This is a genomic window from Pseudomonas baetica, from assembly GCF_051216495.1.
Classification (GTDB): Bacteria; Pseudomonadota; Gammaproteobacteria; order Pseudomonadales; family Pseudomonadaceae; genus Aquipseudomonas; species Aquipseudomonas baetica_B.
In genome coordinates, this window is the sequence record NZ_JBPKAM010000185.1 from 1 (window position 1) to 7,070 (window position 7,070).

Below are 7,070 nucleotides of genomic sequence, written 5' to 3' on the forward strand. Positions count from 1 at the left end.
CCCCACCCACCCCCCCCCCCCCCCCCCCCCCCCCCCCCCCCCCCCCCCCCCCCCCCCCCCCCCCCCGCCCCCACAATGGAATCAGGGATAAATCCGTAAGAGATTGGTCGGCTGTCAGGCCCCCATCGCTGGCAAGCCAGCTCCCACAGGGATTGGGTACATCCAAAGAATCCCTATTCAGCCAACCCCACCTGCAACCGCCCCCGATAAGCCAACCCTGCTTGCAACCCAAACGCCACAACCACCGTCGCCGGCGCGGAGAAGCTGCTCAAACCACTACCCGCAAACATCAACCCCAGCCCCAATGCCGTAGCGCCAAACCACGCCGTCAGGCCCACCGGATTGAACGCCGCCACCCGCTCCAGCGCCGACGCGTCATACCGTCCATACACAATCTGCGCCAGCGCCACGCCAACCCAGGCCACCACGAATATCCCTTGATAGGCCAACGCCTTGAGCAGGTAAGCAAACACATCCGCCAGCATCAGCCCATAAACGATCACACCCACCGCCAGCGCCCACACCAGATACGAGGCGCGCAAGCCGAAGCGAGCAAAGAACGCCTGCATGTTCAACGTCGCCAGGTAGTAGTTGGCGGTGTTGATCCGGGTTTGCGTGGCCCACACGAACAACAGGCCCCACAGTCCCATCAACTGCAGGATCGCCATGACCACCGACACTTCGTTCAGCGCGCCTTCGTGGGGAATGCTGCTGACCAGGTAGATGCCGGCTGCGCCATTGAGCAAAAACGTCACGGCGTAGAACGGCATGCCGAAGTTCCAGCGACCGTGATACTCGGCGTCCTCGGCCTTGCCGAAACGGGCGTAGTCGAAGGTGAACAGCATCAGAATCCAGACGCCCATGTACGCCACGAAGCAATCCCACCAGCCAAAGGCATTGGGCGTTGCCGGGCCGAAATCCAACCATTGCGGTTGATAGCCATAGCGGCTGATCGACAGTCCCACCGCCACCAGCAAGCCGCCGAGGTACACGGGCAGCAGCACGCCGTTGAGCTTGTCCAGCCAGTGCTGCACGCTGCCCAGGATCATCGGCACGCTGTACAGCACCACCAGCAATGCGGCCAACGGGTACATCAGTTCCGGGTACAGGTGATTGAGTGCCACGGCGATCACCGAACCTTCGAATACCGCGTAGTAGATCGCCGTGGAGAAGAAGATTAGCGTCGCCAGGCAGGCACCGGTACTGCCGAACAACAGACGCGAAAACAACGCCACCGACAAGCCGCTGCGCACCGCGAAGCGACTGAGCACGGTGTTGACCAGCCCGTAACTGATCACCGACAGCAGCATGCCGATCAGCGCATTACGGGCGCCATAGGACAACGCCAGGGAGGCGCCGACCACGATGTAGAACATCGCGCTGCACACCGCCCACCAGGCCATGGTCAGCGACAGTCGTCCCATGCGGGCGTTGGTGGGAACGGGATGATTGGCCGGGTCTTGCCCGGTTTGACTCGATTGCGATAAAGCAGCCATGTGCGTGAACTCCAGAACCAGTCAAAGGTTGAGGCACGGGCAGCCGCCACCGCACCGAAGTGCGGCGTTGGCTTATCGTTTGGCTTTACCCGCGCCGTGCGGCGGGCAGCATCAGGAAGGGAACAGCTTGCTCAGGCAGCTAAGTTTTTTCTTATAGGAACGTCGCGCTTCCAGCGCTTCTTCGAGGGTCACCGCCACGAAACGGGCTTTCTGGTTCGGTTGCATCTGGCCGATCAGGTCGAGGTCGGCGCTGATCACCGTGCCGATCATGGCGTAGCCGCCACCGGACACCGCGTCGCGATGCAGCACGATGGGTTCGAGCCCAGCGGGCACCTGAATCGAACCGATCGGGTAGCAACTGTCGACGATGTTCGACGGATCGGAACCGGCGCCAAACGGTTGTTCACGGGGTTGAAACGTCAGCGGGCTGCCGCCCTTGAAGCGATAACCGATGCGATCCGCCTCCGAACCGACGGTCCAGGCCTCGGCAAAAAAACTGTCCGCCGCCGCTGGCGTTAGACGGTCGTAGTACAGGCCCGGCACCACCCGCAGGGTGATCTCGCCACCCAACGACTGACGCAACGCCATGGGTAGGCTGGCCCCGACGCGGCCCTTGCCGCTGGCAACACCGACGGGCAGTTCATCGCCCGCCAACAGCTTGCGGCCCTGGAATCCGCCGAGCGCACCCAACGCATAAGTCGAACGACTGCCCAGCACCACCGGCACATCGATACCGCCTGCCACGGCCAGATAAGCCCGTGCGCCAGCCTTGGGGAAGTCAAAACGCAACACTTGCCCGGCCTTCACCTCGAAAGCGGTATCCAGATGCATGTCCACGCCATCGACCTTTGGCGTCATGTGTGCGCCGCAGACCGCCACCAACGCGTCATGCTGAAACTCCAGTTCCGGCCCCAGCAGCGTGCATTCCAGCGCCCCAGTGTTGGCCGGGTTGCCCACCAGTTGATTGGCCGCGCTCAGGGCGTATTGATCCAGCGCACCGGACGGCGGAATGCCCAGGTGGTAATAACCTTCGCGGCCCAGGTCCTGTACCGAGGTCGCCAAGCCGGGTTTGAGTACCTTGATCATGCCAGCACCTCCTGCAGCGACTTGGGATAGCCGATCGGGTCGGCCAGAAACGCGTCCAGTGAAAACTCCACCGGGCGAATCCGCAGATCGAAACGCCCGGCTTCGACTTCGGCCACGGCCTGGTCGTATTCCTCGCGGTCCATCGGCTTGAACTGCACGATGTCGCCGGGACGGAAGAACACCATGTGCTCCTTGAGGTACGCCAGGTTCTGCTGCGGGTCGTAGATCGGTGCCGGCGTGACGCCGAACATCTGATAACCGCCAGCACCGCGCACCGAGTAGATGCAACCAAAGCAACCACCGTGACCGAGGGTCAATTTCGGCGTGTCGGTGCGCGGACGCAGGTACTTGGGCACTTGCAACTGACGCTCGCGCTCGACCATCTGGAACATGAACGGCAGACCGGCGACGAAGCCGACCATCGAGACAAACCACGGCGCACCACTGTGGGCGGCGATGAACGCCTCGACGTCGGCCAGGCCGTTGATCCGTGCTGCGTATTCCAGGTCCGTGGCGCCCGGGTCCTGATGACGGTCGCGAAAACGCATCAGGGTTTCATGGGTCCAGGGATCGTTGTACAGCACGGGAATTTCGATGATCCGGGTCTGCAAGGTGCGTTCGGCCACGGCCTCCGCTTCCGCACCTTTGACCGCTTCGAGCAGGTCGGCAGGTGCGATACGATCCGGGTCGAAACGGATCTGGAACGAGGCATTGGCCAGGCACACGTCGAGCACGCCATCCAGCGCCAGCCGTTCCACTGCACGGGTCACGGCCATGCCCTTGAAAAACGCTTCAAGGGACATGCTGTCGCTGACCTCAGCAAACAGATGCTCATCGGCACCGAAGCTGTAGCGGATTGGCGTACTCATGCTTGACCTCCATGGCGGCGCTCGGCCAGCCAGGTTTCCAGGGTGCCGGTGTGGAAGTCGGCGCTGTGCAGCCACGGTTGTTCCAGCAACTCACCGTGCAGCGACAAGGTACTAGCCATGCCGGTCAGCGTGGTCTGCTCCACCGCCAGGCGTGCACGGGCCAAGGCTTCGTTGCGGTCGCGACCATGGACGATCAGCTTGGCCAACAGCGAATCATAGTAGGGCGGCACGCGGTAACCCTGGTAGAGATGCGTATCGACCCGCACGCCCTCCCCCTGCGGCCAGACCAGCGATTCCACCAGACCGGGGCTTGGGAAAAAATCCCGGGCTGGATCTTCGGCATTCAGGCGCATCTGCAAAGCCGCGCCGTTGAGCTGAATGTCGCTTTGCTGGAGACCCAGCGGTTCGCCCCCTGCAATACGCAGCATGGCCTGGACCAGATCGATACCGGTGATCAGTTCGCTGATCGGGTGTTCCACCTGAATCCGTGTGTTCATTTCGATGAAAAAGAACTCACCGGTAGCATCGTCGTACAGGTATTCCAGGGTGCCCGCGCCCTTGTAGCCAAGGGCCTCGGTCAAGCGTACGGCGCTGGCGCAGAGCGTCTCGCGCTGTTGCTGGTTGAGAACCGGCGACGGTGCCTCTTCAAGGATTTTCTGCCGGCGACGCTGCAGCGAGCACTCGCGTTCGAACAGGTGCACCGCGTGCTGGCCATCGCCCAACACCTGCACTTCGATATGCCGGGCCTTGCCGATGAAGCGCTCCAGGTACACCGCTCCATTACCGAATGCTGCCTGGGCTTCGCGCTGGGAACGGGGGAACTCTTCGGCCAGTTGTTGGGCGTTTTCCGCCAGGCGAATACCGCGCCCGCCACCACCGGCCGAAGCCTTGATCAGCAGCGGGAAGCCGACGGATTCGGCCGCCTTAAGCGCCGACTCGACGTCGAACAGCTCACCGGGCGAACCGGGCACCACCGGCACCCCAGCCGCTTGCGCGGTGCGGCGGGCCTCCGCTTTGTCGCCCATGCGCCGGATCGTGTCGGCGCTGGGGCCGACAAAAATCGCTCCGGCGGCGACAACCGCTTCGGCAAAATCGGCGTTCTCCGAAAGAAAACCGTAGCCGGGATGCACCGCGTTGGCACCGGTGGCCTCCAAGGCACCAAGCAATGCCTCGACGTTCAAATAGCTTTTATCCGCACGAGCCGGGCCGAGGATGTGCACCTCGTCGGCCATGCGCGCCGCCAGGGAATCGACGTCCGCCTCGCTGCACGCGGCAACGGTGGGTATACCCAGCTCTTTGGCAGCACGAACAATCCGCACCGCGATCTCGCCGCGGTTGGCGATCAATAATTTACGAATGCCTTGAGTCATGATCGCGCCCTCACGCTTGTTCAAGCGTGGCAATGACCTGACCCGGCTCCACCGGATCACCGTCTTCGACCATAAACGCGCTCAGGCGACCGGCCGTCCCGGCGGTCAGTTCGGAAAACTGCTTCATGACTTCGATCAGGCCAATCACGGTGTCGGTGCTGACCTGCGCGCCCGGCTCGACATAGTTCGGCGAGTCCGGGGTGGCCTTGCGGTAAAAGGTGCCCGGCAACGGGGTAATAACGGTGTGTTCGGCCATGTCTGTTCCTCTTGGAATAGTTGTAGAAAGGCAGGCAAAAAATGAATCGGTGTATGAACCCTGGCTTCTCTGTGCCTGGTGTTTCGTTTCGGGAATGGCTCAGCGCGGTGCGCGAACCTTGATCCCTGCGTTATCCAGTGCTTTGCGCGTGGCTTCCACCAACGCCAGGGCGCCCGGTGTATCGCTGTGCAAGCAGATGGAATCGAATTCGATCGCCAGGTCCTCGCCCTCGACGGTACGCACCACGCCTTCCTGACAAGCACGCAGCACCCGCGCCGCCACCTGGGCCGGGTCGTAGCCACGCACGTTGCGGGTAAAGACGATGGAACCGCTGAGGTCATATTCGCGGTCGGCGTAGAACTCGCGGATCACCGGTTGGCCGAGTTCTTTGGCGATGCGCCAGATCACCGAACCGGGCATGCAATACAGCAGCAATTCGGGCTCCAGACGTTGCAGGTTTTCCACCAGCAAACGAGCGGCTTCCTCGTCCCGGGCCAAATGCATATACAGCGCGCCGTGGGGTTTGATGTGTTGCAGGGCCACGCCTTGAACCCGGGCGAGTTCGCGCAGTGCACCCAACTGATAGAGCATGTCGTCCACCAGCTCCTGGGCCGGTGCGTTGATGTGCCGGCGGCCGAAGCCGACCAGGTCACGAAATCCCGGATGCGCGCCGACGGCCACGCCCAGGCGCTTGGCCTGCTCGACGGTGCGCCGCATGGTGCCGGGGTCTCCGGCATGAAAACCGGTGGCGACGTTGGCGGTGCTGATGAAGCCCATCAGCTCGTTGTCGACGCCATCGCCGATGGTCCACGGGCCGAAGCCTTCGCCCATGTCCGAATTGAAATCTACTGCCTGCATGACACTTGCTCCTGACGCTTGTGACTTCATGCAGGCCACGTTAAATTCCAGCCGACCCCTTGGGAAGATCTATTATCAGATAGGCCATCTTCTGAAAAACAGATAGCTCGTCAACCGGAGATTTCATGTCACTGACCTTGCGCCAAGTCCGCTATTTCGTCGCCACTGCCGAGATCGGCCAGATCTCGCAAGCGGCGATTCATTTGAATATTTCCCAGTCGGCGGTGACCACGGCGATCAAGGAGCTGGAAGGCATGCTCGGCACCCTGCTGTTCCAGCGTTCGGCCCAGGGCATGAGCCTGACCGATGCCGGGCGACACTTTCTCAACCGGGCCTATGTGATCCTGCGCAGCGTCGACGACGCGCTGAACAGCCCGCTGCCCGACGTCCGCGCCAGCGGACTGTTGCGCCTGGCTGCCAGCTACACGGTGATCGGCTACTTCCTGCCCCACCATCTGCAACGGCTGGAGCATTGGCACCCGGACGTGGCCATCGAAGTCCATGAACAGGAACGCCAGGCCATCGAACAAGGCCTGCTGGAAGGTCGATTCGACATGGCGGTGGTGTTGACATCGAACCTCACCCACCCTGACATCGTCTCCGAAACCCTCTTCAACTCCGAACGCCGGCTCTGGCTGCCCAGCCACCATCCCCTGTGCGAACGCTCGTCGGTCAGCCTCGCCGACGTGGCGAAGGAACCCTACATCCTGCTGACCGTCGACGAGGCCGAACAAAGCGCCATGCGTTACTGGGAACACGCTCACCAGCAACCGAACGTCAGGGTGCGCACCAGCTCCGTGGAAGCAGTGCGCAGCATGGTGGCCAATGGCAGCGGCGTGGCAATTCTCTCGGATTTGGTGCACCGCCCATGGTCGCTGGAAGGCAAACGCATCGAAACCGTGACCATCAGCGACAAGGTCACCCCCATGAGCGTCGGCCTGGCCTGGCACCGCGAGCGCGAATTCAGCCCGGCGATGCAGGCGTTGCGCAATTACTTCCACGATGCGTTTCTGGCGCCGCAACAGCATTCGGCACGGCGCTGAAGGCAAATGGAAAAAACTGTGGGAGCGAGCCTGCTCGCGAAGGCGGTGTATCAGGCGAGATTTTCATCAACTGACATTCCGCTTTCGCGAGC

7 protein-coding genes are annotated in these 7,070 nt (G+C 62.3%); 1 reads left to right on the top strand and 6 read right to left on the bottom strand.

Features of this window, described 5'->3' with window-relative positions:
- Positions 1 to 173 precede the first annotated feature (173 nt).
- From ACSFE6_RS30540 to ACSFE6_RS30565, 6 genes are all read right to left on the bottom strand, one after another.
- Positions 174 to 1,496: a purine-cytosine permease family protein gene (locus ACSFE6_RS30540; RefSeq protein ID WP_435431097.1), complete on the bottom strand. Its 1,323-nt coding sequence runs from the start codon at positions 1,494 to 1,496 to the stop codon at positions 174 to 176.
- A 111-nt stretch (positions 1,497 to 1,607) separates the two neighbouring features.
- On the bottom strand, positions 1,608 to 2,582 hold the full coding sequence (locus tag ACSFE6_RS30545; RefSeq protein WP_435431098.1) for a biotin-dependent carboxyltransferase family protein: 975 nt from the start codon (positions 2,580 to 2,582) through the stop codon (positions 1,608 to 1,610).
- Positions 2,579 to 3,451: a 5-oxoprolinase subunit B family protein gene (locus ACSFE6_RS30550; RefSeq protein WP_435431099.1), complete on the bottom strand. Its 873-nt coding sequence runs from the start codon at positions 3,449 to 3,451 to the stop codon at positions 2,579 to 2,581. Before ACSFE6_RS30550 ends, ACSFE6_RS30545 begins: the two co-directional genes overlap by 4 nt.
- Complete coding sequence (locus ACSFE6_RS30555; RefSeq protein ID WP_435431100.1) at positions 3,448 to 4,821, bottom strand: acetyl-CoA carboxylase biotin carboxylase subunit; 1,374 nt, start codon at positions 4,819 to 4,821, stop codon at positions 3,448 to 3,450. Before ACSFE6_RS30555 ends, ACSFE6_RS30550 begins: the two co-directional genes overlap by 4 nt.
- A gap of 10 nt (positions 4,822 to 4,831) precedes the next feature.
- Positions 4,832 to 5,077, bottom strand: coding sequence for an acetyl-CoA carboxylase (locus ACSFE6_RS30560; RefSeq protein ID WP_435431101.1), 246 nt, complete (start codon positions 5,075 to 5,077; stop codon positions 4,832 to 4,834).
- A gap of 99 nt (positions 5,078 to 5,176) precedes the next feature.
- On the bottom strand, positions 5,177 to 5,935 hold the full coding sequence (locus ACSFE6_RS30565; protein WP_435431102.1) for a 5-oxoprolinase subunit PxpA: 759 nt from the start codon (positions 5,933 to 5,935) through the stop codon (positions 5,177 to 5,179).
- Between the two features lie 125 nt (positions 5,936 to 6,060).
- Between ACSFE6_RS30565 and ACSFE6_RS30570 the strand changes: the two genes are divergently transcribed.
- A complete protein-coding gene (locus ACSFE6_RS30570) occupies positions 6,061 to 6,978 on the top strand; it encodes a LysR family transcriptional regulator (protein WP_435431103.1) in 918 nt (305 codons plus the stop codon).
- Positions 6,979 to 7,070: the final 92 nt, after the last annotated feature.

Bases quoted from the DNA above. Each gene is read 5' to 3' on its own strand.
- ACSFE6_RS30540 (WP_435431097.1), bottom strand. From the start codon at position 1,496: ATGGCTGCTTTATCGCAATCGAGTCAAACCGGGCAAGACCCGGCCAAT.
- ACSFE6_RS30545 (WP_435431098.1), bottom strand. From the start codon at position 2,582: ATGATCAAGGTACTCAAACCCGGCTTGGCGACCTCGGTACAGGACCTG.
- ACSFE6_RS30550 (WP_435431099.1), bottom strand. From the start codon at position 3,451: ATGAGTACGCCAATCCGCTACAGCTTCGGTGCCGATGAGCATCTGTTT.
- ACSFE6_RS30555 (WP_435431100.1), bottom strand. From the start codon at position 4,821: ATGACTCAAGGCATTCGTAAATTATTGATCGCCAACCGCGGCGAGATC.
- ACSFE6_RS30560 (WP_435431101.1), bottom strand. From the start codon at position 5,077: ATGGCCGAACACACCGTTATTACCCCGTTGCCGGGCACCTTTTACCGC.
- ACSFE6_RS30565 (WP_435431102.1), bottom strand. From the start codon at position 5,935: ATGCAGGCAGTAGATTTCAATTCGGACATGGGCGAAGGCTTCGGCCCG.
- ACSFE6_RS30570 (WP_435431103.1), top strand. From the start codon at position 6,061: ATGTCACTGACCTTGCGCCAAGTCCGCTATTTCGTCGCCACTGCCGAG.